The 26,466-nt window shown below is 42.0% G+C and carries 21 protein-coding genes; 8 read left to right on the top strand and 13 right to left on the bottom strand.

The features are described from left to right. The first annotated feature begins 67 nt into the window (after nucleotides 1–67). The 7 genes from yjjX to fliB all read left to right on the top strand — a co-directional run bounded on the left by yjjX (nucleotide 68) and on the right by fliB (nucleotide 6,533). Entirely contained in the window at nucleotides 68–625 is a 558-nt protein-coding gene (yjjX, locus tag ORI98_RS04485) for an inosine/xanthosine triphosphatase (RefSeq protein WP_306134405.1), read from the top strand. 30 nt (nucleotides 626–655) lie between these two features. Then, the gene (locus ORI98_RS04480; protein ID WP_371931114.1) at nucleotides 656–1,144 is read left to right on the top strand and encodes a GNAT family N-acetyltransferase; all 489 of its coding nucleotides are present in this window, start codon (nucleotides 656–658) and stop codon (nucleotides 1,142–1,144) included. 154 nt (nucleotides 1,145–1,298) lie between these two features. Beyond that, nucleotides 1,299–2,339, top strand: a complete 1,041-nt coding sequence (locus tag ORI98_RS04475; RefSeq protein WP_306134404.1) for an NADP(H)-dependent aldo-keto reductase — start codon at nucleotides 1,299–1,301, stop codon at nucleotides 2,337–2,339. Nucleotides 2,340–2,421: 82 nt separating this feature from the next. Then, the gene (locus ORI98_RS04470; protein WP_306134403.1) at nucleotides 2,422–3,654 is read left to right on the top strand and encodes an aminotransferase class V-fold PLP-dependent enzyme; all 1,233 of its coding nucleotides are present in this window, start codon (nucleotides 2,422–2,424) and stop codon (nucleotides 3,652–3,654) included. An 8-nt stretch (nucleotides 3,655–3,662) separates the two neighbouring features. After that, the gene (locus tag ORI98_RS04465) at nucleotides 3,663–4,118 is read left to right on the top strand and encodes a SufE family protein (RefSeq protein WP_306134402.1); all 456 of its coding nucleotides are present in this window, start codon (nucleotides 3,663–3,665) and stop codon (nucleotides 4,116–4,118) included. A gap of 15 nt (nucleotides 4,119–4,133) precedes the next feature. Next, entirely contained in the window at nucleotides 4,134–5,294 is a 1,161-nt protein-coding gene (locus ORI98_RS04460) for a membrane dipeptidase (RefSeq protein WP_306134401.1), read from the top strand. Between the two features lie 60 nt (nucleotides 5,295–5,354). After that, on the top strand, nucleotides 5,355–6,533 hold the full coding sequence (fliB, locus tag ORI98_RS04455; protein ID WP_306134400.1) for a flagellin lysine-N-methylase: 1,179 nt from the start codon (nucleotides 5,355–5,357) through the stop codon (nucleotides 6,531–6,533). A gap of 41 nt (nucleotides 6,534–6,574) precedes the next feature. Here the strand turns inward: fliB and cysC are convergent, their stop codons facing one another. The 5 genes from cysC to cobA all read right to left on the bottom strand — a co-directional run bounded on the left by cysC (nucleotide 6,575) and on the right by cobA (nucleotide 12,346). Then, nucleotides 6,575–7,198, bottom strand: coding sequence for an adenylyl-sulfate kinase (gene cysC, locus ORI98_RS04450; protein WP_261297087.1), 624 nt, complete (start codon nucleotides 7,196–7,198; stop codon nucleotides 6,575–6,577). Between the two features lie 117 nt (nucleotides 7,199–7,315). Further along, on the bottom strand, nucleotides 7,316–9,040 hold the full coding sequence (locus ORI98_RS04445) for an SLC13 family permease (RefSeq protein ID WP_261297088.1): 1,725 nt from the start codon (nucleotides 9,038–9,040) through the stop codon (nucleotides 7,316–7,318). A 3-nt stretch (nucleotides 9,041–9,043) separates the two neighbouring features. Continuing rightward, nucleotides 9,044–10,486 carry a sulfate adenylyltransferase subunit CysN gene (gene cysN / locus ORI98_RS04440; RefSeq protein ID WP_261297089.1) on the bottom strand — a complete coding sequence of 481 codons (1,443 nt, stop codon included), beginning with the start codon at nucleotides 10,484–10,486 and terminating at the stop codon, nucleotides 9,044–9,046. 61 nt (nucleotides 10,487–10,547) lie between these two features. Next, nucleotides 10,548–11,456 (bottom strand): sulfate adenylyltransferase subunit CysD, encoded by a 909-nt coding sequence (gene cysD / locus ORI98_RS04435; protein WP_261297090.1) that lies wholly within the window; start codon nucleotides 11,454–11,456, stop codon nucleotides 10,548–10,550. Between the two features lie 62 nt (nucleotides 11,457–11,518). Next, nucleotides 11,519–12,346, bottom strand: a complete 828-nt coding sequence (gene cobA, locus ORI98_RS04430) for a uroporphyrinogen-III C-methyltransferase (protein ID WP_261297091.1) — start codon at nucleotides 12,344–12,346, stop codon at nucleotides 11,519–11,521. 213 nt (nucleotides 12,347–12,559) lie between these two features. Between cobA and ORI98_RS04425 the strand changes: the two genes are divergently transcribed. Continuing rightward, a complete protein-coding gene (locus ORI98_RS04425; protein WP_261297092.1) occupies nucleotides 12,560–13,450 on the top strand; it encodes a phospholipase A in 891 nt (296 codons plus the stop codon). 280 nt (nucleotides 13,451–13,730) lie between these two features. Here the strand turns inward: ORI98_RS04425 and ORI98_RS04420 are convergent, their stop codons facing one another. The 8 genes from ORI98_RS04420 to ORI98_RS04385 form a co-directional block, all read right to left on the bottom strand. Continuing rightward, nucleotides 13,731–15,449, bottom strand: coding sequence for a hypothetical protein (locus ORI98_RS04420; protein WP_306134399.1), 1,719 nt, complete (start codon nucleotides 15,447–15,449; stop codon nucleotides 13,731–13,733). A 721-nt stretch (nucleotides 15,450–16,170) separates the two neighbouring features. After that, a complete protein-coding gene (locus ORI98_RS04415; protein WP_306134398.1) occupies nucleotides 16,171–16,881 on the bottom strand; it encodes a hypothetical protein in 711 nt (236 codons plus the stop codon). 82 nt (nucleotides 16,882–16,963) lie between these two features. Continuing rightward, a complete protein-coding gene (locus ORI98_RS04410) occupies nucleotides 16,964–17,308 on the bottom strand; it encodes a hypothetical protein (RefSeq protein ID WP_306134397.1) in 345 nt (114 codons plus the stop codon). A 1,270-nt stretch (nucleotides 17,309–18,578) separates the two neighbouring features. Continuing rightward, nucleotides 18,579–19,280, bottom strand: coding sequence for a hypothetical protein (locus ORI98_RS04405; RefSeq protein WP_306134512.1), 702 nt, complete (start codon nucleotides 19,278–19,280; stop codon nucleotides 18,579–18,581). 124 nt (nucleotides 19,281–19,404) lie between these two features. Beyond that, the gene (locus tag ORI98_RS04400; RefSeq protein ID WP_261297096.1) at nucleotides 19,405–20,550 is read right to left on the bottom strand and encodes an outer membrane protein assembly factor; all 1,146 of its coding nucleotides are present in this window, start codon (nucleotides 20,548–20,550) and stop codon (nucleotides 19,405–19,407) included. Between the two features lie 1,100 nt (nucleotides 20,551–21,650). After that, nucleotides 21,651–22,427: a phosphoadenylyl-sulfate reductase gene (locus ORI98_RS04395; protein WP_306134396.1), complete on the bottom strand. Its 777-nt coding sequence runs from the start codon at nucleotides 22,425–22,427 to the stop codon at nucleotides 21,651–21,653. Nucleotides 22,428–22,430: 3 nt separating this feature from the next. Then, complete coding sequence (cysI, locus tag ORI98_RS04390; protein ID WP_306134395.1) at nucleotides 22,431–24,122, bottom strand: assimilatory sulfite reductase (NADPH) hemoprotein subunit; 1,692 nt, start codon at nucleotides 24,120–24,122, stop codon at nucleotides 22,431–22,433. A gap of 120 nt (nucleotides 24,123–24,242) precedes the next feature. Next, nucleotides 24,243–26,033: an assimilatory sulfite reductase (NADPH) flavoprotein subunit gene (locus tag ORI98_RS04385; RefSeq protein WP_306134393.1), complete on the bottom strand. Its 1,791-nt coding sequence runs from the start codon at nucleotides 26,031–26,033 to the stop codon at nucleotides 24,243–24,245. Nucleotides 26,034–26,466: the final 433 nt, after the last annotated feature.

Genomic DNA, 26,466 nt, shown 5'->3' with positions numbered 1-26,466 from the left:
TTCATTTATACACATCTGCTATCATGACGGTTATATTTGTATCAATACAATCAGTAAAACGCATCATATGACACAACAACATATCTCCATTCTCGTTGGCTCCAATAATCCTGTAAAAATTGCCGCCGCGCGCGATGCCATAGGTCAGTATTTTCCAGATGCTCATATTGAGTGTCACGGCATGCACGCTCCCTCTTTGGTTGCGGATCAACCAATGACCGAAGCAGAAACTAAATTAGGCGCAATTAATCGGGCAAAGTTTTGTCAGCAACATGCAATAGCGACCCATCAGCCCGCCAATTTTTATATTGCGATGGAAGGTGGTGTGGACCAATTTGATCATGGTGCCGCTACTTTTGCTTATATGGCCATAATCCATCAGGATAAATTAAGCATTGGCCGCAGCGCATTGTTGCCCTTGCCGCCAAAAGTCTTTCAAGCACTAGAAGCTGGGGAAGAGCTAGGCCATGTCATGGACAGATTGTTTAATACTGAAAATATTAAGCAAAAAGGTGGCGCTATAGGCTTGCTTACACAGGGCTTAGCTACTCGTGGCAGTATTTATACTCAAGCCATAGTGTTAGCTATGGCGCCTTTTATCAACCCAGCATTTTTTGCTGAATAATTAACGATATCCCTTGTTGAGTAATTCATTATGTCTACAGCCTCACCCATAATTAGAGTATTAACCGCCAATGATGATGCAGGAATTGCGAGTGTGATCCGCTTAGTGTCAGCAGAATATGGGCTCACTCCTGATAAAGGGTTTAGTGTTGCAGACAAAACCTTAGATAGCTTAAGTCAGGTTTATAACCGTGATAACGCCTGTTATTGGGTTATCGAACTTGATGGCAAAATTATGGGTGGCGCAGGTGTGGCTCCTTTGGCAGGGAACACTGCAATTTGTGAGCTTCAAAAGATGTATTTTATGCCTGAAGCGCGCGGTAAAGGACTTGCTAAGACCTTATCTAACCTGACCTTTGAATTTGCTAAAACACAGGGCTTTACACAAATATATTTAGAAACCACCGCGGTATTGGTTGAAGCCTTAGCCTTATATAAAACCCTGGGATTTGATAGCTGCCAACACTTAGGTGAAACTGGGCATGACGCCTGTGAAATCGCGATGATAAAAACACTTTAATCGACTCGCTTGCTCTACATCTGGTCATACACGATTGAACACCAAAAGGTTTAGCTGGTTTTTTAAGCAACATATTTACTGATGAATCAATAACCTTTGCAATCTGCGCAAAGCTTGATAGCCTCAAAGCATGGGTTTCCATCAGGAGGATGATATGGAATATCGACGTCTTGGGCATTCAAGCCTAGAAGTAAGCAAGATCTGTTTAGGTACCATGACTTGGGGTGAACAGAATACTGAGTCAGAAGCATTCGAACAATTAGACTACGCCATTGGCCAAGGTATTAACTTTATTGATACCGCAGAAATGTATCCCGTGCCACCAACGGCAGAAACTCAGGGTGAAACTGAGCGTATTTTAGGGCGCTACCTAAAAGCCCAAGGCAACCGGGACGAACTTATTATTGCCAGTAAAGTGGCCGCGCCAGGCCTTAAAGGGGACTACATTCGCCCGAATATGGCATTGAACTGGCGTAATATCCATCAGGCAGTTGAAGACTCACTCGCGCGCATGCAAATCGATACTATCGACTTGTATCAAGTCCACTGGCCAGATAGAAACACCAATTATTTTGGCGATATGATGTATAGCCATAATGACAAAGAACATTACACGCCGATTTTAGAAACACTTGAAGCACTTGCTGAAGTAGTCAAGCAAGGAAAAGTGCGCTATATCGGTATTTCAAACGAAACGCCTTGGGGCTTTATGCAATACCTGCGTTTAGCTGAGAAACACGATTTACCGCGTATTGTGAGTATACAAAATCCGTATAACTTACTGAATCGTAGTTTTGAAATTGGCATGTCTGAAATTAGCTTGCGTGAAAATGTGCCCTTGTTACCCTACTCGCCATTAGCCTTTGGTGCCTTAACGGGTAAATATGAAAATGACCAATGGCCAGAAGGCGCAAGATTAACCATTCATAAGCGTTTTGCTCGCTATAACAGCACACCAATGGCACTGCAAGCGACTCAAGCTTACGTTGATTTAGCTAGAGAATTTGGCTTAAGTCCTGCCCAAATGGCATTAGCTTTTGTTAATTCGCGCCAATTTGTGGCATCCAACATTATCGGCGCGACAAACTTACATCAGTTAAAAGAAAATATAGACAGCCATAACGTCATCTTGTCTGACGAAATGTCAGCACGATTAGATGAACTGGCGCATTTGTACCGGTTCCCATGCCCATAACGTTGGCTTAAATTAGGTTAACCTTGCATTAGGCATCAATATCATTGAAGATCTTGATGCCTTTTTAATGAGTGTTAAGTGAATGACCGATAGCCAATTTGATCATCAAGCCATACGAAGCCAATTTCCTGCGCTGCAACAACAGCTAGGCGATAATCCTCTGTGTTACTTAGATACCGCAGCTACCAGCCAAAAGCCGCAGTGTGTCATTGATGCAATGAACCACTATTATCGCCTTGATAATGCCAATGTCCACCGCGCCGCACATCAATTAGCTGCAAGGGCGACGCTGCAATATGAACAAGTTCGCGCACAGGTTCAGGGCTTTATTAATGCCGCCTCAACTCAGCAAGTTATCTTTACCCATGGGACGACTGAATCAATCAACATGGTGGCGCATGGGTTAACTGACTTATTCAAAGCCGGTGATGTGATTCTGGTGGATAGCGCTGCCCATCATGCGAATATTGTTCCCTGGCAGGCCCTTGCTCAACGTACCGGAGCCAAAGTCATTCCTATCCCGCTGGACGCCAATGGCTGCCTTAACCTTAGCGCTTATGACGCGTTATTAACCCAAGTTCCAAAACTGGTGGCGCTGTCGCATGTCACCAACGCCATGGGCACAATAAACCCTGTCAAAGCCATGGTTGCCAAAGCCAATAATGTCGGCGCCATGACCTTAATTGATGGCGCGCAAGCGGTGGCGCATCTTAATGTTGATGTGCAAGCCATTGATTGTGATTATTATGTTTTTTCAGGCCATAAAATGTATGGCCCAACCGGAGTAGGCATACTTTACGGTAAACTTGATGCGTTAGAAAAATTAACCCCTATGCTGACTGGCGGAGAAATGATCAAAACCGTCAGCTTTGAGGGAACCTCTTACACAGAACTCCCTAATAGGTTAGAAGCCGGCACCCCTGCCATTTCAGCAGTGATAGGGTTAGGTGCAGCTATTACGTTTTTATCTGAATTACCTCAAGCGCTTATTCATCAGCATGAACAGCAATTAATTGGCTATCTTCAGCAACAGTTAAGCCAATTAAGCCATATTAGCGTATATGGAGTAACGCCAAACAATGACAATATTGGTGCTGTGGCTTTTAATCTGGCCGATGAACACCATCAAGATGTGGGTATTTTATTAGATCAGCAAGGTGTGGCGATTCGCGGTGGCCATCATTGCGCTATGCCTTTAATGCAAAGTTTGCAGATAAAAGGCTGCTGTAGAGCTTCTATAGGCATATATAGCAACCAGCAAGATGTTGATCGCTTTATTCACGCACTGACTGAAGTAAAATCCATTCTATTGTAAGGCCAAACATGACAAACAACGCCATACCACAACCAGCTTCAAGCTTGTTCACCCCCTTATCAGAAGACGTGCTCAACAGCGCTAAATTGATAGAACAGGCCAATAACTGGCAAGAGAAATACCGCCAAATAATGTTATTAGGCAAAAAACTGCCAAACTTAGCGGATGAATTGCGCCATGAATGCGCTCAGGTAAAAGGCTGTGAAAGCCAGGCTTGGTTATACCATTGTCAAATTGATGGCCAACATTTTTACCTAGCCGACAGCGATGCGCGTATAGTCAAAGGATTGATTGGCTTGTTACTTGTGGCAACACAAGGACGAACCAGCAGCGAAATTGCCCAGTTTGATATTGCAGTGTATTTCGAAAACTTAGGATTAAACGGACAATTAAGCCCATCGCGTACCAATGGATTACATGCGTTAGCGCAGGCCATTGCCCGTTACGCAACCGAGACAAATTAAAAGGATAAATTGTTAATGTCACATGACTTGCTCACCCGCCGTAAAATACTTAAAGGCCTTGGCGCAGCAGCGTTATGTAGTCCATTTGTTTCTCAGCAAGCCTGGGCTGTTGACCACCGCCCTTTATTTATCGACGGTTTATCTTTTTTACCCAAAGATATTAATGATGTAAAAGCCTCTAAGCTAAGCGCGTTTATTGCCGACATATCAGACATTGAAGCCATCAAACAAGCTGACGGCACCACCAATTATAAGCGCAGCTATAATGCCTGCATCAAAAGCATTAAAGCAGCAAAAGCCATCGTCGATGCCAACCCTGATGTCTATCTACAGGGACAAAGTGGTTTAGATATTAGCAGAGCATTTGACTCAAAACGCACCGCAGTATTTTTTCAAATCCAGGGTGCAGATTGTGTTGAAAATGACAGTAGTCAAACCAATTGGCAGCAATTAGAAGAATTCAAACAACAAGGTTTACGCGTATTACAACTGACCCACCATTATGGCAATCGTTTTGCTGGCGGGGCTCTCGATAATAATGGTAAAACCGGATTAAATTTACCCCTAACGCCCGCTGGACATGAGTTAATCGAAGCGCTGAACCATCGTCATATGTTAATAGATGTCAGCCACTCCAGTCCTAAAACAGCGCTGGATACAGCAAAAACCAGCAAAAGCCCAATTGTTCAAAGCCATGGCGCGGCGAGAAGTATTGTTAATCATGCCCGCTGCTCACCCGACGAAGTGATCCGTGCTATCGCTGATACCGGTGGCGTGTTTGGCATTTTTATGATGAGTTTTTGGTTAACCAATCGGCCTGTTCCGACTATTAACGATTACATTAAACAGATAGATCATGTGGTCAGAATTGCAGGCGTAGACAGTGTTGCCATTGCCAATGATTATCCGCTGCGTGGTCAAGAGAACCTATTAAAACTGAATAATGATAATGCCGAAGGGGTGAAAGAGTACTTAGATTGGTGGCACAGTTTACGGGCTAAAAATGTGCTCGGTTTTGATGTGGAGCCTAAGCATGTGGTGATCCCAGAATTAAACACCATTGAACGTATGAGCCGCATTGATGATGCATTAAAAAAAGCCCGCTTTAAGTCATCGGATAGAGATCGCATTATGGGGGGGAATTGGCAGCGAGTATTGAATCAAGTATTGATTTAATACAAAAATTAAGCCTAAATGAATAATCAAGTATTGATATAACCACTCAAAAGGATTCGCATGGAAAACCTTACAATCAAGCCCAGTTATGTCAGTTTATTCAGTTGTATTGGGCCTAAATGCGCAGATAGCTGCTGTAATGATTGGATGATTACTTTTGATAAACAAAGCTATAAAAAAACACTGAAAAATAAATACTTAGCTGATGTTGCCAAATTTGCTTTATATGAAACCAAAGACAGTGAAAGCTCATGGGCGATAGTCAATTTAGATAAAAATGGCGCTTGCCCTTTTTTAACACCACAAAAGCTGTGTAACATTCATGCCAAAGCGGGCGAGAAAGCCCTAAGCCATACCTGCAAAACATACCCTAAACGGGATCAGTTTATTGGTCCAGATAAGTATCAAAGCCTTTATTTATCTTGCCCTGAAGTGGCACGTATAGTGTTATTTGATGACAATGCCTTTCAGTTTTCGGCTAACGCGAGTGGCAATAAAACGGTTAACACTCCCAGCCCTGAATGGTTAGAAAAAACCTATGAATACAGTTTAGATCTATTATTAAATTCGGGATTAAATTGGCAAGAATCGTTTTTAGCTATCGGGCTACTGGTAAAAACCAGTGACGAAGTGCGTACTAATAAAGCTAACATACAGCAATTAGAGGTGCGTTATAACCAATTGCTCAGCATGTCCCAAATGGGCATGATCTCTAAACAATTCAACACGATTCCGTATACATCTCTGCCTCAACAACACACCTTTGTCGCCATACATGATGCATTGTGTACCATGCACTCAAGAAGTACACGGCCTAGATTTGAATCGATTAACAACGCCATTACCGCCTTGTGTAACGAACAAAATGATTATTCAATTGAGGGGATTAATAGGATTTGGAACACCGAAATAGAAACACAACTAACGGATCACTCTGAACTATTTACTAAATTCATTCTTTATTCAATGTTCCATAACCATTTCCCTATGCACGCAGAACATGATCCTGAACAAGTATTTCAACAACTTATCATAGACTGCTTTATGATCCGTTGTTATCTCGCTGCGACTTATGCAGCAGAAAAACAGTTAACCGAGGAAAACATTATCAAATGCTTTCAGGTTTATCATGTTGTTCGTCAACATAAACCCAAATTCATAGAACGCATAAAAAATATTTTAAGTGAGTATGGCTTAACATCACTACCATCAGCGATAAGCTTACTTAAAACGCAATAACCTCAAAACTATCGGTGTGAAATCAATCACACCGATGCTTTTTAAATCCCTAGTCCTGCAACCATTTTCTCGCCATCAATAACCTGTAACGCACTTAAATAGTCCACTAAAGCCTGTACCTGAGTGGCTAGATCGCCTTTGCTAGTGTCTATCGTTAACTCTGCCGCGTCGGGATCTTCATAGGGTGATGAGATACCTGTAAAGTTCGCAATTTCACCTTTACGCGCTTTGGCATACAAGCCTTTAGGATCTCGAGACTCACACACGCTAAGTGGTGTTGAAACATGCACTTCAATGAACTTACCTTCAGGAAATAAGCCTCTTACGCGCTCACGCTCGGCACGGGTGGGTGAAATAAATGCCGAAAGCACAACCAGCCCAGCATCAACCATCAACTTAGCGACTTCGCCAACACGACGTAAATTTTCATCGCGATCATCTAGGCTAAATCCTAAGTCTTTACACAAACCATGGCGAACATTATCACCATCAAGTAAATAAGTATGAAAGCCGGCCTCAAATAAGGCATGTTCTAATGCGCCAGCTAATGTTGATTTTCCTGAGCCTGATAAGCCTGTAAACCATAATAACACTGGATTTTGATTCTTTTGACGCCCACGAGCGGCTTGATCTATTTCATGCTGATGCCAAACGATATCAGTCATAACAACTCCTTTTATGCCGTAATTCGATACGACATATAACAACTAAAATTCAATTCTTAACCCCAACGGTGGATCAAAAATGAGGTAAATTAATGTTTGCCCGACCTTATATGATGCTTAAAACGGGAAAAAATACGGCACAGCAAAGATAACAGTCAGTGAATACACTACAGATAACGGCAAACCTACTCGCACAAAATCAGACAACTTATAATTGCCGGCGTTGTACACCATTAAGTTAGTTTGATAACCATAGGGCGAAATAAAACTAGCACTGGCACCAAATACCACCGCCATAATAAATGGCCGAGGATCCACGCCATAACTCGTAGCAACGGCATATGCGACAGGAAATGCCAATGCAGACGCAGCATTATTGGTAATTAACTCCGTCACTATCAGGGTGATAAAAAACACCCCTACAAACGCTGCAAATACCCCGTAGCCATTAAATACACTGATAACACCATCAGCTAAATTTTTGGCTAAACCTGTGTCAATCATCAAGGTCGCCAAACACAGAGCGCTGCCAACAATCACCACTAACTCAAGCGGAAAACGACGTTTTAATTCCGATAAACTCACCGCACCAATCGCAAAGTAGCTCAGCAATAAGATCACTAGTCCTTTTGCTAAAGGCACCAACTCGGTAACACTGGCTAAAATGGTCAGCACAAAGCCTAAAATCACCCAGTTACTGCGCTTATCATCAAGGCGAACATTTAAATCTAACCCGCTGATTGCCGCAAAATCGGTACTTAAATTAGGGCTATGGCTAAAGCGATCGCCAGGGGTGATCAGTAACACATCACCAGGCTGTAAAACGATATCACCTAACCCCCCCTTCAGCGGTGCATGACCGCGACGAATAGCCATTACCGCCGAGTCATAAAGCTCACGAAAACGCGCATCTTTTAGGGTTGTGCCAACTAGCTTAGACGAAGGCCCTAATACGGCTTCAACTAGGTTTTGCCCTTTTGCGTGCTGCTTACCAAACCATTCAAGCCCATCAAACTGATGTAATAACTCGACTGATTCGACCGCACCACTGAATCGCAGCATATCGCCAGCTTGTATCACCATATTCGGGGGTACAGGACAAATACGAATACCGCTACGCTCTAACTCAACTAAGTACAATTTTTTTAGCGCACGCAGTCGGTTATCAACTACGCTGTGTCCTACCAACTGTGAGTGTTTAGCAACATGGGCTTCTAGCAGATAAGGTAAAGCTTCGTCTTGATTATCTTCTCGGCGATCGGGCAAAGTATTGGCTAGCAACATTAAAATCAATAACCCTGTCACGACAACCAAAATACCAACCTGAGTAAACTCAAAAAAACCTAGGGGTTTTAAACCTGCGTTTTCTACAAATGAGTTAACGATCAAGTTGGTTGAGGTGCCAATTAAGGTTAATGTTCCGCCTAAAATGGCAGCATAGTTTAATGGCAGTAATAGTTTTGACGGTGCGTGAGCCTGGTTACGTCTTACCACTCCAATTAACGATGCCACTACGGCAGTGTTATTGGTAAACGAGGATAATATTGCCGTTGATACCCCCATTTTTGCCAGAGTACTAAATAAGCTACCTTTACCAATCACTTGACTTAATTTACCGATAAGCCAGGTTTTTTCTAGTGCTGTGGCGGCAAGCACCAACAAGACTAAAACAATTAACCCATTGTTAGTAAAACTCATTAATGCCTGATTAAGTTCTACTAACCCTAATAAGTAGGCACTCAATAGTGCCATAGAAAACATTGTGGCAGGTTTGGCGGCTCCCGCTATCAGACCGCCTACCATTGCTAACAATATGATCGCTAACAGCCACATTTCGCTCATAGATTATTTTCCAAGCAAACTAATGTCGCGGGCATTCCAGTGCGGATAATGCTTGCGTACTAGTGCATTAAACTCAAGTTCAAATGGGCTAAACTCACTACTTACTTGCTTTTGACCTTGATAGCCATCAACCACCATCACTGCCGCTACTGTGGCATTAGATAGGCGATCAATTAAGATCATGCCGCCAGTATCACGCACTAAGCTATAAGCATCTAATACTACGGTTTCGGTTAAATCTAACTTCACGCGGGCAATAGTGTTTAAACTCAGTGAGGTTGCGGCACTGCGCTCAAGCGTATTCACATCAGTGATATATTCAATTTCACTAACAACGGCTTGGGTTTTCTTACCGGCCACTTTGACATCATAAAGCTGACCAATTTGTAATGGTTTTTCATCCATCCACACTAAATCAGCCACAATATGATTCGCAAGGCTTGGGGCGCTATCAGGTTTAGCAAGTAAATCACCGCGAGAAATATCAATTTCATCTTCTAAAGTGATAGTCACAGCTTGACCTGCTACCGCTTCAGTTAAATCGCCATCAAAGGTTACAATACGCTCAACTTTACTGCGCTTGTTCGATGGCAGTGCCACTACTTCATCGCCCACTTTTAGTACGCCTGAAGATAATGTGCCTGAAAATCCGCGAAAATCGAGATTTGGACGCAACACATATTGTACAGGGAAGCGTACTGGCAATTCGCTTAACTCACGTTGCGTATCAATCGTTTCAAGCAATTCAAGTAAGGTACCACCTGTGTACCAATCACTTTGAGTGCTGCGGTTAACCACGTTATCGCCATTTAAAGCTGATAACGGTACGTAATGAATATCTAGATCACCAAAATCTTTTACGAAATCAGCAAAGTCAGCTTGAATTTGATTAAATATCTTTTCATCAAAACCCACTAAGTCCATCTTGTTCACGGCGACCACAAAGTGACGTAAACCCAACAAAGATGCGATAAAGGCATGGCGCTTAGTTTGAGTTTGCACGCCATAACGAGCATCAACCAAAATAACCGCTAAATCACAAGTAGATGCTCCTGTTGCCATGTTGCGAGTATATTGCTCATGACCCGGGGTGTCGGCAATGATGAACTTACGCTTTTCACTTGAGAAATAACGGTAAGCCACATCAATGGTGATACCTTGTTCGCGTTCAGCCTGTAAACCATCAACTAAAAGCGCTAAATCAATGGCTTCGCCTGTTGTGCCCATTTTGGCACTGTCGCTTTTTAGGCTCGCTAATTGATCTTCATAAATTTGTGCGCTGTCATGGAGTAAGCGACCAATTAAAGTACTTTTACCGTCATCGACACTGCCACAAGTTAAAAAGCGTAATAGGCCTTTATTTTGTTGAAGGGCTAAATACTGTTTTACGCCATGCTCTAGAATTTCAGCGGCCATACGGGTAGTGTTATTTACTGCTTGATTCATATTCTTTCTCACTCAATTTGAGTTTATCAATCTGGTTACTAACGTGGTTTAGGTACCAAAATTAGAAGTAACCTTGACGTTTTTTCTGTTCCATTGACGCACTTTGATCCGAGTCGATGAGTCGACCTTGGCGTTCGCTTGAGCGAGTTAACAGCATTTCCTCGATAATTTTTTCAAGGCTATCGGCGTCTGAATGCATTGCAGCGGTTAGCGGGTAACAACCTAAGGTTCTAAAACGTACGCGCTCAGTGGTAATTTCTTCACCTGCTTCTAGTGGCAAACGGTCATCATCTTTCATGATTAACTGGCCACCTTTATTGACTACTGGACGATCTGCTGCAAAATACAATGGCACAATTTCAATGTTTTCTTGGTAGATGTATTGCCAAATATCTAACTCAGTCCAGTTTGATAATGGAAACACACGAATACTTTCGCCTTTGTTTACCGCACCGTTATAAGTACGCCATAATTCTGGACGTTGGTTCTTAGGATCCCAGCGGTGGTGCTTATCACGGAATGAATAAACACGCTCTTTAGCACGAGATTTTTCTTCATCACGACGTGCGCCACCAAAAGCGGCATCAAAACCATATTGATTAAGTGCTTGCTTCAAGGCCTGAGTTTTCATGATGTCAGTGTGTTTAGCACTACCATGGGTAAACGGCCCCACGCCCTGCTCTACGCCTTCTTGGTTGGTATGGGTTAATAGCTCAAAGCCAAACGCTTTTGCCTGTGCATCACGAAACGTAATCATTTCTTTAAATTTCCACCCCGTATCGACATGCAATAGTGGGAAAGGAATTTTGCCTGGGTAAAAAGCCTTGCGCGCTAAATGTAGCATTACCGAAGAGTCTTTACCGATTGAGTAAAGCATCACAGGGTTATCAAACTCAGCGGCAACTTCACGAATGATTTGAATGCTTTCCGCTTCCAGTTGTTGTAAATGGCTTAATGAACGACCTGCCATGATGGATCTCCGTTTGCTAATTAAGGGTGAATCGCTGTTGCGATCCATTAATTTAATTCATATTACAGTGCGTTAACTGAAACAGCACCTTGGTTAACTTTTGCGTTGTCTTGGGTTGATTGTGGCTGAAACCAATTCAGCGTATCTGCAAGCGTGACCACTTCACCAATAATCATTAACGCCGGCATCTCTAAAGCTGGATCGGCAGCAAGTTGCCCGAGTTCACCTAATGTACCAATAAAGCGTTGTTGATCTTGCGTTGTTGCTTTCGACACTATGGCTACCGGAGTGTCTGCACCACGGCCTGCATTGATCAATCCTTTGCTGATCACATCGGCATTTAAAATACCCATGTAAACCACTAATGTATTGTTGGGATTGGCATACCCCTGCCAATCCATTGGACGACTGGCTAGCTGACAATGGCCGGTAATAAAAGTCACACCTTGGGCATGATCACGGTGCGTTAATGGAATACCCGCATAAGCCGACGTACCACTTGCCGCTGTGATACCGGGTACCACTTCAAATGTCACACCAGCCTCAACTAAGGTTTGTAACTCTTCACCACCCCGGCCAAAAATAAATGGGTCACCGCCTTTTAAACGTACAACATTTTTACGGGTATAGGCTTTAGTGACCAGTAACTGATTAATTTCATCCTGGCTAGCACTGTGTTTACCCGCTCGTTTACCTACGGCAATTTTTTCAGCGCCATGGGGAATCAAATCTTGTATATCCTGACTCACTAACGCGTCATAAAGCACAACATCAGCTTGCTTAAGAATGCGATAAGCTTTAACAGTTAATAGTTCAACATCACCAGGACCGGCGCCGACTAGCCACACTTTGCCCTTTGCTTGTTGGCCTGGCATTGATACTAATTCCATCACACTTACCTCGTATTCTTTGATTAGCATCAAATATAGCGTTTTACTTATTCCAAATATAATAGTAAATAGTTAGTTTTTATTCCTTTTGGGTATATGAAAGGATTTTATAGCAACAATATAAAATAAATATTAAAAACAACATGATTTAAATAACACTTTGCCCCTACAATTGGCACACACAATATCAACGTTTTTTAATGGGTTACTAACATGAAACATGCTATATCGTTAAGCTTGTGCATACTTTTTACACTAAGTGGCAGCTTTCAACTACAAGCAGAAGACTCTTTATTGAAAGAAAGGGTAAAAGATGAGTTAGCAACATCTGAGCAACCGTTTGTGCTTACGCCCCATAAAGCGAACTACATTTTACCGGTCACCTATCAAACTCGCCCAAACAATGCCCCTTTTGAAGAAAAATATCCAAATGAGGATGTAGAAGTTGATGAAATGGAAGCTAAATTCCAAATCAGTTTTAAATTCCCTGTTTGGTATAATGTGTTTGGAGACAATGGCCATTTGTTTTTTGCGTATACCAACCAATCCTATTGGCAAGTTTATAATAAGGATGTTTCATCTCCTTTTCGAGAAACCAACCACGAACCCGAAGTGTTCATGTTATTTAACAATGACTGGGAAGTTGCAGGGTTAACCAATTCTTTTTTGGGTGTCGGTGTCGTTCACCAATCTAATGGCCAAGCCGATCCGTTATCGCGCAGCTGGAACCGCATTTATGGCAGCATGATATTTGACCGAGGACCTTTCGCATTAGGCTTAAAAGCCTGGTGGCGTATACCTGAAGATGAAAAAGAATTCCCGACAGACTCGCGCGGTGATGACAACCCAGATATTAATGACTATATGGGCAATTTTGAACTAACCGGCGTTTATGGATTAGATAACCACAGATTTATGATGCTACTGCGTAATAACTTATCATCTGATAATAAAGGTGCATTCGAATTTACCTATAGCTACCCTATTGTGGGCAATTTACGCATCTATGCGCAATACTTTAATGGCTATGGTGAAAGCTTGATTGATTACAATCACCATAACCAGCGTATCGGTATTGGATTAGCGTTAAACGACTTACTCTAACCGAACCACCTTATCGAACAAAAAAACCTAGAACACTGTTCTAGGTTTTTTTACACGTTTACTTAACCTGAACTCTGGATAATAGATTAGCTAAATATATGAAATTAAATAACATATATCTAACCCATGTATTTTAGAGGGATATTTTTTCTTAGAACAAGGCAAATTTGTGCGTCAATAGCTGGCCTATTGCAAACAAATTTAACACAGTTATCAGTAAAAATAGCCTCTAGAAAGCAAGTTGTTATCCAGAGTTCAGGTTACTTAGCCAGAGTTCAGGTTACTTAGGAGCTTTCGAGCTCATTTTAGAACCGATTTCAATACCTTGACTATTAATATCAACCGTCATCTGTATGCGCATGTTGTAGTCTTTCATCATTGATAATTCTTCTGGCACCTGCTCACCACTTTGCTCAATCATGGTGACTAAAGGTGTGAACATTTTCTCATAATCAGCGGTTAAATTAACAAGACCATTTGCAACCAGTGCTTGCTTAGTCATTTTATCTGCTAATGCTTGCGCATTGTCACCGGTATACAGTACCAAATGCTGTCCCTTAATCGCCATGTTAACTTGCACACCAAACTCAGGAGGCAACATTAATAATGAAGTCACATCAACGGCATCACCATCAACCGCCAAATTAATTTGTGCTAAAGGTGGGTAAAAAGGTTTAACCATATCTATCAGCATGGCAGGGTTTTCAGCTGATAAACTCACTAATGCATCAAGCTTTTCAAATGCTGGCGAACCATTTTCATCCTTTAGTTGATAATCCATTACGGTGAAGTTTACCCCTTTAACACCATTTGCCATTCCGGTCATCATGCCGATCATAGCGGGATTAAATTCAGCCATTGCATACTGACTTTCAGCTAACGCCTGACACTGGAATGTTGGCGTGGTTAAGTCTTTCCAAACAGCGTTTAATGAAGGGGCTAACTGCGCCACATCCATCCCCAGCCCCACTGATAAAATATGATTTGCAGCATCAGCACCAAAATCAGGGATAAAACCACGCATTTTAGTCAAAGCATCAAGAATAACCGCGTTTTTAGACTCAATAACCACACGAGCATCAAATGTGCTTTCTTGGCGAGAAATGGAATAGGCATTAAACCCCATGACCGTTCTTGGCCAGTTATTGGCAATTGCCATTAACTCAGTTTTGCATTGTTCACTTTGTAATTCTGCAAATGGATTATCATTTTGCAATGAGGCTAATTGGGTAATTTGTTTAGCCAACATGTTGCCATCGGCAGTGGTGATGCCTTTGATTAACTCAACATGGTTAACAAAGCTAATGCTGTCTTGAGTAAAATCATGCTGCTTAGCGATGTCTTGTAATATCGTCGTCGCAGAAATTGGGTTAACGACTTTTTTAGCACCTAATGCCGTTTCTAGCAATTCAACCTGGTTAAGCGATGTGTTTAACGTCACGGTTAACCAGCCTTTATCTTCAGCAAAAATGATATCAACGGTTTCTTCTGAGTCCGCACCAGTCACTCGATAAGCACGGTATTCGAGTCCGGCTATGGTCGCGGTAGTATGAACTAAACCACTTTCTTGCTCTGCCCGGTCTAACTCAGCCCAAAAAGCGTTAGCATCAGCAAGTTGCAGCTTCATAACAGGTAATGCACCAAGCGTATAAGCATAACTTTGCATTTCATCTGGCAGACCATAATGCGCCACAAGAGTGTCGGGGTCAGTCATTAAGCTCAAATACTGTTTATAAAGGCTAAGAAAAAACTTCTCATGCGGCTCAGTAAAATCACTTAACTCGTTCAATTGCTCAACCGAATACCCCTGAGCATTACCTGCAATGCTATAAAGATAATCTTTAATTGGAAAAGGGCTTAACTGTCCAGAAAACGCTAAGGTATCTGCAGGGACATAATCCAAAATAGGATTCGACGCGACTGTGTTAGATTGCTGGCTAAAATAATATCCACCTGCACCAACGGCTAATACAGCCACTGCAACTGCCATTTTATTCATTTATAAACTCCGATTTATTCACTAATTAACTCTTCCATGAGAGTCTTGATGATTTTCTGCTACTCAAAAGTACCTATCTAAAACATTCTAATACATAGGTAAATATTTCAATAATTTAACATTAATTAGCCAGTAACGCATTAGCTTCAGTCGGTATTAATGAAGCTTTAAAGGGGAACTGGGGTTTGGACAACAGTGTGTAGGCCTTCGAATGAAGGCGTTGGCATTTTGAGCTTATAACATTTGGCTGAGTTGGAATTGGGATTTGTGTTTAAAGTCGAATCTTCATTGTAGTTAAAAGCCTGCGGCTCGCTAATGTGCAGATACTGCTTCGGGACGCTATGCGTCATCCCTGACCGCTTAACGAAAACATCCCTGTTTTCGATACCCTCAGCCGCATCTACACTTGGTTATTTGATCTCTTCGATTTAACCTTTCGGGTATCAATCGGACAATAAAAAGCTAAATCGTTTTTGGACAGAAATCGTTTAGTGCTTAGGCTCTAAACTATACGGTTCACATTATCATTACTAATGACTATCTTAAGAAAGCGGGTTTCTGTTCACTAAGAGATGGGTGGATCGCAGCTTACTCTCGAAATAAGAAGCTAACCAAAAAGTCTAGATTAGGTAGTCTAAATGAACCGCCCTGTGCAGAGCCGTATGCGGAGTGGTGTGGGGCTGGAGGCTAGACACCTCCGGCTACCCGATCAAGGCACTAATTACTCGATTGCCAAACCTTTAATCACTTTAACTGCATTATCTGACTCATAAAGTGACACTGGAATTTTTTGCCCCGTATTTGTACCTAGGTATGGTTCTGAAGCTGCCATTAATATAGGGAATACACGTCTAAGATCCCCACTTGAACCAGTGCTACTAATCGTGGTTTTCCATATTTGAACTTCTTTATTAGACTTTTTAAATTCTGTGTAATCGTAGCCAGTAATTAATGCATATCTAAAAAATGTAGTTCGAGTACCAGTAAGAGTCGTAGAGCCTGTAACTCCGTATGTGGGAGTATAAGTTGTTGTTGCATTTACTGAGGTTGTATTGCCATATGTTGTAGCTGTGCCATATGTATTAGCGGAAGAAACACCTGTTTTCCCCCATGTGGGTATAGAGTATGAATACTGTTGAGCTTGAGGGTCTCCTATTCCATAAGATAACACTATAACTAAATCAGCATCATCTTGTGAGTTGGCAGCGATATAACCTTTGCCGTTAAGTACACGTTTAAGATAGTTTTCATACTCTTGAAACTGCAAATCGTTTTTATTAATACCTTGGTTTCCAGGGATTAATAAATATGTTTTTTTAGTCATAGCAACAGGTGAAGCTAGAGAGTCAACGGATACAGAGAAAGTTGGTTGTCCTGTTGAGGTACAACCAGCTAATAGAGTCATGAAAATGATTACGATGAGATTGCGCATAAACTTTCCTAAGTGCTTTAATGCTTAAAGCATGGGCGCAGTTTTATCGCTTCCATGCCTTTTTTTGTTATGAATTTCTGTACTACCATGCATTGATAGTTGCGGGTATATGCACATCTATTGATGGTGCAATAGAACTTTTGTTACAGAGAGTACACTTGAATTCTTCGATATTTTCTTTGTAACCCACAGAAAGCATAACCTGCGGCGGAAATGTGCATTGGCAAAGTCTATACCCTAGAGCTTGTGCAATTTGAGCTTCTGCAAGTTTTGAAGCCTTACCTGCTTCTGCAAGGCTTTTCTCAATGGCTTCTTTTTCAACTGAATCAGGTAATAAATCTTGAGTTTTTTTAACAAGTCCCACAGCCTCAGAAAATAGAGACAAACAGGTTTTCACACTTTCCATTGTTGACGCTGAATCATCCATACATAAACCCTTTTTATTCATAGCATTTGTATAGTGTGCATGCGCGTATATTTGGCAAAACGCGCATGCACATTTAATAATCCTATTATCTAAGCTATACCTTGATAAAGCTATTGATTTATAAGCATTCCACTAGAGTGATACTGAATAAACGTGCACGAAAAATTGAAAAGTGAACATTGATATTAATGTCTTATCTAAAGTAATCAGTAACGGTAATTTATCGATTAGTAAAAATAGGTCAACTGGCCAGTTACTTGTCAGTACAGCTTATCGCCTATAACTCACTTTGGGGCAAAAACAAGTTAGCATTTTTGAAATAATCTTATGTCACTCACTCTTTAAAACTTGCCGACTCAGTAAATACCCGAAAGGTTCATTATGGTGGTTTGCGAGCCGACCATCCGACCCATGGATGGGTCGGCTGAGCTACAAGGACGTACTTGCTGCGTGTCGGTGAGTAAATGCCATACTGAAACTATAAAGATAAACTTCACGAGGCATTCTTTACTATGTGCGAAGTTTCATGTTCATAGCGGCCGTAGGCCATATTCCAAACAAACCTTTGGGACAAAAGCACGTTAGCTTTTTACTCGCAACTCACACCAAACAAGGTCGAATAGAAGCGATAAAATGACCTGGTGTAGATACGCCTGAGGGTATCGAAAACAGGACGTCTTCGTTAAGCGGCCATGGATGGCTTACAGCGTCCCGAAGCAGTATCTGCACATAAGGTCGCTCTTTCACATCTGACCCATAGGGATATGGGAAATGGGAAATGGGAAATGGGAAATGTCAGTGTGGCTGCCGGGAACATCACTGACCATGTGACCACGACATTCCGTTCATCCTGAACATCCATGCTGCAGGTAATTGATTACCCAAAAGGTAAAGGTTAAAACAGAAATAACCCATTCCTGCGCAGCTAGACACTAAACCCAACATGACCAATACTGCTCAACGCTACTCAGCTAAATAAAAAATGCCAAAGCTTCATTTGAAGGACACCTAACTTTCGGTCAAAAATGAGTTTCATCTCATCGTAATAACAAAGCAATGATAATATTAATGCTAAAAACAGACTGAACAAGCCATTTTTAGTGCTGCGATGTTGGAATGAAAAAGACAATGCAATATTAAGCCGTTTCTGATTCATCCTTAAACCGCCAAAGACCGCCTCGACATCTAGATACTCATTTAACCACTTGAAATCTTATATCTTTCCGAATAAAACGTGATCAAGTAGTTTTGTTGAAGAAAGCTTACGCCGCTAATAAGGGGCTGGGGGACAAGTGGAGGAATAGCTGTCCAGCTCAATCAACCCCTGCAGCAAAATGCCGTGATAACGCGCTTGCACAAGTTGGTAATCTAAACTTGGGGCAAAGTAATAAGTCATCTTTTCTGCACCAGTTTGTTCGATAGGAATTAGCTGCAACTCGCCCCACGGAGCTATGGTGCGGGTTTGCACTTCTTGCACATAGTATTGATAGGGTTCAATGGCATCAGAGGCTTGTCTGATTAACGCAAATTGCTTGCGGCCTTTTAGCAATGATTCTCGAAGCTGAACCGTTAAGGTATCGACATCTCTAAGGGGGATCTGTTCTGAAGCGTAAGTGCTAACTTTGCCATCAAGATTCACCTCTGATTGCCGCCCATCTGGGCTAAACGTCACCTGCAAATCACGGCTACGAAAGCCGCTCACTTGCTGATGAAAAGACTGGGTTAACCATTCATTAGTCGCATCTGACCATACTAACTGCGAACGCTGCTGATATTCAGTTCCAATGCCTAAAATACTGGCTTGGCTTGTGGCGTTAATCACCCCTGTATTGCCTTGCCACTGTTCAGTACGGGTCATTTCACCGGTATGAATGCCACTCAGATAAATAGAGTAACTGGCATGGCGACTACATTGAAGTTGCTCATCATTTGCTTGTGCATTCCAACTGCATACGCCTACCAGCAAGCCAATAACTAGCCTTGGTACAGGCTTTAAGGAGACAGGTTGAAATACCCAGGCTTGATACAGCCAAGATGCTGGAGTTGAAGAGCTTGCAGCAATAATCGATGTCAAAATAGTCGGCTCATGATTGGGGTTAAAAAACTTCATTCACATTTAAATAGAAGTTTGTTTCGTTTTCACCGACACCGATATCAAAGCGTAAATTAATATTGTCTTTCACTCTAAAGCGAAAACCTGTGCCGTAAGAGGTTAATAGCTCATCGGTTAACTGATTTATTTTAGGTGCTACGCTACCCGCAGCGCCCCAAAACACCATGCCATAACGATGAAATATCGGTAAACGGTATTCCACTTGCCCCATCATCATTTGTTCATCACGGTAACGGCCTTTGATATAACCCCGCATGGCGTTTGAGCCACCAAGCGTCGGCAATAAATTCCATGGCATATCGCCATCCGTGAAGTGAGCTTGCACTTGCCATGCAATTAACCCCGGGGCTGAGCTTAAATCGATATAGTTTGCCAGCTCAATGTTATAAGTTGAAAATGACGAAAATTGATCGTTTTGATAAAGCCCTGCATCAACCTGAAACAACCAGCCCTTAGTCGCATTTAAGCGATAATCTCTAGAGTCATAAATACTGGTGATCACCACCCCTGAACTAAAGTTACTTGGCAGTAGCTCACTTGAGTCAATAGGCGTTGGTGTTGCCATGTACTCAAGCTCATTAGCACTGGCATAGATAAAATCAGCACCAATACCAATAAAGTAATTGCTGGCAATTTCGTTCATCCAACGAGGCTTAAAGCTATAAAGCTGCTCATCAAACTCATGCAGGTTTGCATCCATATTGCCCTGTTCAATGCCTTTGCCATAATAAACTGCCGCTTCATTATGTAACTCAACATCAAGCAATAAACGCTGTTTGCCTTGATTGAAAAACGTCATGTTTTCCACTTCAACACCATATGAGCCGTTCATCGACACAAATGAATTAAGTACCAATGATGAGGGTTGCTCATCCGCTGCAGCATTGTCGGTTTTATATAACCCCACCATTAATAAGCCCACACCAAACTTTTTCTCGGGGGTGTAATAAGCGGTAGGTAAATAACTCATATCGATGGCTTTGCTGTCGTCAAACTTACCGTCTGCGCCAAAAACTGACAAAATGTTATCAATCCATGTGGGCTCCATGTCTTCTGGGGTTTCAAATAAAGGCTCTACAGCACAGGCAGAATAAGACATAAACAAGGTAAGCAATAAAATTCGTTTCATAAAAACTCTAATCAAAATGAATGCCAAAGGTGGCAGTTAGTTAGCACAAAAAAACCAAACGAGGTTTAGCGATAATGGTTTTTTCGAGCACATCTTAACTGAATATATCTGTACGACCATATTAAAATACATATCACTCAAAATTAGATTAAAACTTAAAAAACCATTTAAATACTGTGTGATCTAAATTTAGTGGAGTCAGGGTAAACGTTATAAAAAATAAGTAAACCGTTCAGCTTATAGCTTTTTTGATTAATTCTTACCCGTCGTCATCAAGAAACCGAAAGCGCATGAACAAAAAATTAAGGTACTAATAAGCCAAAGACTGTTCAAAACAGGGCGATGTTTCACATATGCCCATAGGAATATGGGAAATGTAAACGTGATGTCGGGTAGATCACTGCCTATGTTATCACGATCCTTAACATCCCTACGACAGGCTATGAGTTCCCATCAAATATTGAACGAGTTACCCTAACCAAAGTCATAGCCGCTGAGTAATTTAGTAGGGTAACGTCAACATTTACAAGAAGATAACTTCTAAGCCAATTTGCCCAAATATAAGACAGGTGATCTTAATTAAGTCTTGGATGCTAAATATTGGTTTGAATTGTGAAGTCTGCTGGCGAGCCAAATACTGTAAAAATGAACCATGGGTGTTTGCTCCCATGGGCGGTGAGCTGTAGGGAAATACTTGTGCAGTCGGTGAGGAAATGCCATAAAAAACCGTAAAAAGTATTTCTGACAAGCTCACTTTGGGACGAGAAACAAGGTCACTTTGGTGTGATAGGTGCACAAAAAGTACAGCTTTGGCTAACAATATAAAGCCCCAACAAGCAATGCTTGTTGGGGCTTAAATTTGATTGCTTATACGCTAACAAGTCAATCAATGTGCTCGAGGATGCGAGCGAAGCTTTTGAAGGTACTTGGACTGCAAAAACAATCCTAAAAAGTGTCGACAAAAACCATCTACGGAAGTGATTAAATGTAGCCGACTCACCTGAGTATTGCCTGTTTTTTTTAAACAAAAATTAACCCATTTTATGGAGTTATTTGAATTTCAAATAGTTACTGATGAATTAATTTTTATCACTTGGCGATTAAATTTCGTAATGAAGACCACATTCTCGTTTCATGCCATTAAAGCGAGTGTCTTCTTCACTCATACCTAATTCTAAAGGCTTAGTTGAATGAGTATCGCCCACCGACACATAGCCCTGCTCCCATAATGGGTGATATGGCAAGTTGTGCTCAGTTAAATACACATGCACATCTTTATTGCTCCATTCAATAATCGGCAACAACTTAAAACGGTTACCGTGAATAGCCAATATCGGCAAGGCTTCACGGGTGCTGGCTTGAGTGCGACGTAAGCCTGCAAACCAGGTGCCCACATTCAATTCAGCTAATGCCCGCTGCATAGGTTCAACTTTATTCAGACGGTTATATTGCTCAAGCTCGTCCAAACCTTGTTCCCACAATTTACCAAAGCGCGCCTCTTGCCATGCTGGCGTTTGGGCGGCACGATAAACCTGTAAATTCAGTTTTAATCGCTCGGTTAACTCATCGATAAATTGATAGGTTTCAGCAAACAAGTAGCCAGTATCGGTCAAGATAACCGGGATATCGGCTTGCACCTGGCTAACCATATGCAGCATCACTGCAGCTTGAATACCAAAGCTAGACGATAAAGCATGTTCACCGGGCAAGAAGGCCAGTCCCCACGCCACGCGCTGTTGTGCTGTCAGCCCAGACAAAAACTGGTTGATATTATCCAGTTCTGCCTTTTGCACCTCTTTTGGCTGACTGAGCAATTGAACTAATTGCTCAGGGCTAATCAAGGCTTGGGCTGTAGCATTGGCTTCAGTATTCATCATAAATCACCCATGAAAGTCTTTAGCGGCATCTAATACCGCCTTTACAACACCAATACGTACCGTAAAGTTACCAAAGGTCTCGCCGGCATCACGCTCTTCAGCGTAGCGACCAAACAAGCCATCCAACTCAGATAGAATCTCTGCTTCTTGGATGTTTTCTTTGTGCATTTTGTTCAAACGTGTGCCTTCAAAGCTAGCGCCTAAATACAGGTTGTAACGGCCAGGTGCTTTACCCACTAAACCGATTTCTGCCGCAAATGGACGCGCACAACCGTTTGGACAACCCGTCATACGCACCACAATGGCTTGATCGCTAATTCCGTGTTTTTGTTGTAATGCATCAATATGATCAATAAACGCTGGGAAATAACGCTCTGCTTCAGCCATCGCCAGAGCACAGGTTGGCAATGCCACACAGGCAATGGAGTGACCGCGAGTTGCCGATAACACTTCACCAAGTAAGCCATGCTTACGGGCTAAGCCTTCAATTTCAGCTTTATCTTCAGCGGCTACACTTGCAATAATCATATTTTGATTAGAGGTCATGCGGAAATCGCCTTTGTGGATCTTAGCGATTTCACGTAAACCCGTTTGCAGTGTTTTACCTGGCATATCTTTAATACGGCCACTTTCGATAAACAAGGTTAAGTGCCACTTGTTGTCGATACCTTCAACCCAGCCATAACGATCGCCGCGGTCACCAATAACAACGTCGCGCTTAGTCTCAAATTTTACCCCTGCACGCTTTTCAACTTCGGCCTTAAACGCATCATAACCATGATCAACAATAGTGTATTTTAAACGTGAACGTTTACGATTAACTCGGTTGCCCCAATCACGTTGCACCGTCATTACAGCTTCAGCAAATTTGATCACATCGGCCGTTTTAATAAAACCAAAGTCATCGGCTAAACGTGGGAAGGTTTCCACTTCGCCATGGGTAGAACCCATGCCGCCGCCAGCAACTAAGTTAAAACCAATTAGTTCACCTTGTTCGGCAATAGCAATAAAGCCTAAATCGTTAGTGTAAACGTCAACATCATTATCAGGTGGCACTGATACTGCCATTTTGAACTTACGTGGCAAATAGGTTTTGCCATACACAGGCTCATGGGTTTCGGTATCTAATAATTTTTCTTCATCTAACCAAATTTCTGCATAAGCACGCGTGTGCGGCAGCAAGTGATCAGATAACTCTTTGGCTACTGCGTAAGCTTGTTGATGTAACTTAGATTCAACAGGGTTTGGGTTACACATCACGTTACGGTTAACGTCACCACAGGCGGCGATAGAATCCAGCGCAGCTCTGTCTAATCCTTGAATCAACGTTTTCAGATTACGCTTTGGAATACCGTGATACTGAAACGTTTGACGCGTAGTTAAACGAATGCTGTTTGAGGTGGTTAAAGTGGACGAAATTTTATCCACATCTAACCACTGTGCTGGTGAACAAATACCACCTGGCACACGCGCTCGAAGCATAAAACTATATAAAGGCTCTAATTTTTGCTCTTTACGTTCATTACGTAAATCACGGTCATCTTGCTGGTAAAATCCGTGGAATTTAATTAACTGCTGATCGCCATCACTAAACGATCCCGTTACTTGAGTATCTAAACCCTCTTGAATGGTACCGCGCAGATAATCACTGTCGATTTTTAAATATTCGTTTACTGCTAACTTTTGCTCACTCATGGTGACCGCCTCTTATTCGATAATCACTTAGCTGCAATATTGCTGTGTAATGACTCATCAAGTCGCAATTTTCACTCGGCAGCTAAGCCTAATATACGTTGTTTAGGTTAACCTTGACGCTTAATACACGTCTTTTTGGTAACGTTTGCTGCTGCGTAATTCTTCAAAATAAGTCTCTGCAGCTTCAGGTGTTAATCCACCCTCGGTAACGGCAACATTCAACAATGCCTGGTGAACATCTTTTGCCATACGTTCGGCATCACCGCAGATATAAACGTGAGCCCCATCTTGTAACCATTGCCACACAAGACTTGCTTGTTGGGTGATGCGATGTTGCACATAGACTTTCTCCGCTTGGTCACGAGAAAACGCGACATCTAATCGGCTTAAGTCACCATTTTTCAGATACTGTTGCCATTCAACCTGATACAAGAAGTCTTGTTCAAAGTGAGGGTTACCGAAGAATAACCAGCTATTGCCCTCTACGCCATCTGCAACACGTTGCTGCATAAAGGCGCGAAAAGGTGCGACACCTGTACCAGGACCAACCATAATCACTGGCGTTTGTGGATTTTCTGGTAAGCGGAAATGATTATTCGGCTCAACATATACCTTCACTTCCTGACCTTCTTCAGCGGATGCTAAGAAGTGTGATGCGCCGCCAAATCTTGCTTGTCCTTCACGCTCATCTTCAACCAAGGCGACCGTTAAGTGCACTTCAGTTTCGACTTCAGCCTGGCTAGAAGCAATTGAATATAAACGCGGTGTTAACGGACGTAATACTTCAACTAATTGTTCAGCAGTCACTTTAGCAGGATAGATTTTGACTAAATCAGCCAGTTGGTGCTTAAGAATAAACTGACGCGTTTGCTCTTTATCTTCACTTAATGCCAACAAATCTGCGTTAGCGCTAAACTCTGCCCAAGCTTTAACAAGACCTGGATATAACTGGGTCAACTCTTTCTTGTCAGTTAATGCAGCTTCCAGACTTAACACCTCTTTACCAACTGTCACTTCAGTTACTGGATTTAAAGCCAAACCTGAAATAATTTCATTCACTAAGTTTTGGTTGTTACTAAACCAAATACCTAATGCATCGCCAACTTGGTAAGTAATGCCTGACTCGCCTAAATCAATTTCAACGTGGCGAACATCACGGTCAGAATCCCGACCGGTAAGTTTTTGGCTAACTAATACTTCAGCGGTGTAAGGCTTTTGCTTGGTAAACTCGCTGCTTGAAGCCTGAGCTGGCGCTAAAGACACCACACTTGCATCCGCTGTTTGAATATGCGGTTTAACCGCTTCAACAACACTGTCTTGCCAATCTGCAGCAGCTTGCTCGTAATCAACATCACATTCAGCTAACGGTAATAATTGCTTAGCCCCTAATGCCGCAAAACGCGCATCAAAGTCTTTACCGGTTTGGCAGTAAAACTCGTAACTTGAGTCACCTAATGCTAATACCGAATAATGTAAGTTATCTAATTTTGGCGCACGTTTTGATGCTAAAAACTTATGCAATTCCATAGCGTCATCAGGTGCTTCACCTTCACCATGGGTACTGACCACGGCTAATAATAAGGTTTCTTGCTTCAACTGGCGCACATTGTACTCGCCCATTGATGTTAAGTTCACCGTATAACCTTGTGCCTGCGCTTTAGCGGCCAATTCAGTTGCAACGCCGCGACCGTTACCAGTTTGGCTGCCATATAGAATGGTAACTGTTTGGCTTGCACTGGTTTGCGCAGCGCCATCAGATGCGACTACCTGACCTTGGTTAGCGCTTGCAGCTAAGTAGCCACTCACCCAAGCAAGTTGTACAGCGGATAACTCAGAAGTGAGTTGTTTTAGCTTATCAACTTGTCCTTGTGACAATGGTGAAGCTAATGCAGATAGTTCTTTTAACAACATAAGACGGCCTTATAACAGTGTAATGTAGCCAAGCTTACTCCTGTCGACTAAAAGCAAAAAAGAATAAAAGATAATTTTTTATTCCATTTAGGAATATGCAAAGGTGTTTTTTTAGGCTACAAAAGTGTGGGTTAGTTAAAACTTTTTAATTTCCCTTAATTAAAACAGCGTTTATTAACCTTGTAGCACTTGTGCGATTGAAGTGTCTGCAGCAAGCTAGACAATTGGATTAACTATTGATTATCTATCAGGTTAATTGTTCTCTGAAAAAGACAATAAAAACCATTCCCAGAAGGAATTGTTAACAGAGACGTATTGATGTTCACCTAGTCACATCAATGCCAGCCTAATTCGATGATTTGTTGATTACGACCGTTAGCAAATCATCATGTGAAACTATGATGCAATTCGGCTGGGGAGCCTTATTGCATTT

It is taken from the genome of Shewanella sp. ULN5, from assembly GCF_030731885.1.
Lineage (GTDB): Bacteria > Pseudomonadota > Gammaproteobacteria > Enterobacterales > Shewanellaceae > Shewanella > Shewanella holmiensis.
Note: the sequence above shows the minus strand (reverse complement) of the source record. Positions and strands in the feature narration are given on the sequence as shown.

Coding starts and splice junctions, on each gene's coding strand:
- yjjX (WP_306134405.1), top strand. CDS start 68: ATGACACAACAACATATCTCCATTCTCGTTGGCTCCAATAATCCTGTA.
- ORI98_RS04480 (WP_371931114.1), top strand. CDS start 656: ATGTCTACAGCCTCACCCATAATTAGAGTATTAACCGCCAATGATGAT.
- ORI98_RS04475 (WP_306134404.1), top strand. CDS start 1,299: ATGGAATATCGACGTCTTGGGCATTCAAGCCTAGAAGTAAGCAAGATC.
- ORI98_RS04470 (WP_306134403.1), top strand. CDS start 2,422: ATGACCGATAGCCAATTTGATCATCAAGCCATACGAAGCCAATTTCCT.
- ORI98_RS04465 (WP_306134402.1), top strand. CDS start 3,663: ATGACAAACAACGCCATACCACAACCAGCTTCAAGCTTGTTCACCCCC.
- ORI98_RS04460 (WP_306134401.1), top strand. CDS start 4,134: ATGTCACATGACTTGCTCACCCGCCGTAAAATACTTAAAGGCCTTGGC.
- fliB (WP_306134400.1), top strand. CDS start 5,355: ATGGAAAACCTTACAATCAAGCCCAGTTATGTCAGTTTATTCAGTTGT.
- cysC (WP_261297087.1), bottom strand. CDS start 7,198: ATGACTGATATCGTTTGGCATCAGCATGAAATAGATCAAGCCGCTCGT.
- ORI98_RS04445 (WP_261297088.1), bottom strand. CDS start 9,040: ATGAGCGAAATGTGGCTGTTAGCGATCATATTGTTAGCAATGGTAGGC.
- cysN (WP_261297089.1), bottom strand. CDS start 10,486: ATGAATCAAGCAGTAAATAACACTACCCGTATGGCCGCTGAAATTCTA.
- cysD (WP_261297090.1), bottom strand. CDS start 11,456: ATGGCAGGTCGTTCATTAAGCCATTTACAACAACTGGAAGCGGAAAGC.
- cobA (WP_261297091.1), bottom strand. CDS start 12,346: ATGGAATTAGTATCAATGCCAGGCCAACAAGCAAAGGGCAAAGTGTGG.
- ORI98_RS04425 (WP_261297092.1), top strand. CDS start 12,560: ATGAAACATGCTATATCGTTAAGCTTGTGCATACTTTTTACACTAAGT.
- ORI98_RS04420 (WP_306134399.1), bottom strand. CDS start 15,449: ATGAATAAAATGGCAGTTGCAGTGGCTGTATTAGCCGTTGGTGCAGGT.
- ORI98_RS04415 (WP_306134398.1), bottom strand. CDS start 16,881: ATGCGCAATCTCATCGTAATCATTTTCATGACTCTATTAGCTGGTTGT.
- ORI98_RS04410 (WP_306134397.1), bottom strand. CDS start 17,308: ATGGATGATTCAGCGTCAACAATGGAAAGTGTGAAAACCTGTTTGTCT.
- ORI98_RS04400 (WP_261297096.1), bottom strand. CDS start 20,550: ATGAAACGAATTTTATTGCTTACCTTGTTTATGTCTTATTCTGCCTGT.
- ORI98_RS04395 (WP_306134396.1), bottom strand. CDS start 22,427: ATGATGAATACTGAAGCCAATGCTACAGCCCAAGCCTTGATTAGCCCT.
- cysI (WP_306134395.1), bottom strand. CDS start 24,122: ATGAGTGAGCAAAAGTTAGCAGTAAACGAATATTTAAAAATCGACAGT.
- ORI98_RS04385 (WP_306134393.1), bottom strand. CDS start 26,033: ATGTTGTTAAAAGAACTATCTGCATTAGCTTCACCATTGTCACAAGGA.